The 672-nt window shown below is 60.6% G+C and carries 1 protein-coding gene; it reads left to right on the plus strand.

Translation table 11 applies throughout. The annotated features are described in order from the left end of the window. Nucleotides 1-672: class I SAM-dependent methyltransferase (locus B5G12_RS14225; protein ID WP_522731455.1), on the plus strand; the 672-nt coding region annotated here is incomplete at both ends.

Below are 672 nucleotides of genomic sequence, written 5' to 3' on the forward strand. Positions count from 1 at the left end.
CAACGCCCTTTGGGAGCAGATCGAAGATCGGAAAGCACAACTTACCACACAGCCTGCCGTTCCAACGGAACCGATGGCAGCTTACCCGGCAGAGGAAACACACCTGCCCTACGATGTGGAGGTCGAACGGCTCCATGTTGAGCCGCAGCAACCTGAAATTTCTGTACCACCGGCCCGAAACTTCCGCATTACCGACGAGCATCTGGGTGAGGGCGGCCCCAAGCAGAAGTTTGCCTGCAACATCGAGGCCATCCGCACCCTGCAGGCCATCGAGGCAGAGGGACGCAGCTCCACGCCGGAGGAACAAGAAATCCTGTCCCAGTACGTCGGCTGGGGCGGCCTGGCGGACGCTTTCGACCCGGACAAGGACAGCTGGGCCAAGGAGTATAAGGAGCTGAAAGGGTTACTCTCTGAGGACGAGTACGCTGCCGCCCGGGCCAGTACCTTGAACGCCCACTACACCAGCCCCACCGTCATCCGGGCCATTTATGACACAGTGGAGCAGATGGGGTTCACCACCGGCAATATCCTGGAACCCTCCTGCGGCGTGGGTAACTTCTTCGGGATGCTGCCTGAGTCAATGCAGGGCAGCCGCCTGTACGGCGTCGAGCTGGACAGCATCACGGGACGCATCGCCCGACAGCTTTACCCAGAAGCGACCATTACTGTCGC

This window comes from Faecalibacterium sp. An58 (genome assembly GCF_002161515.1).
Lineage (GTDB): Bacteria > Bacillota > Clostridia > Oscillospirales > Ruminococcaceae > Faecalibacterium > Faecalibacterium avium.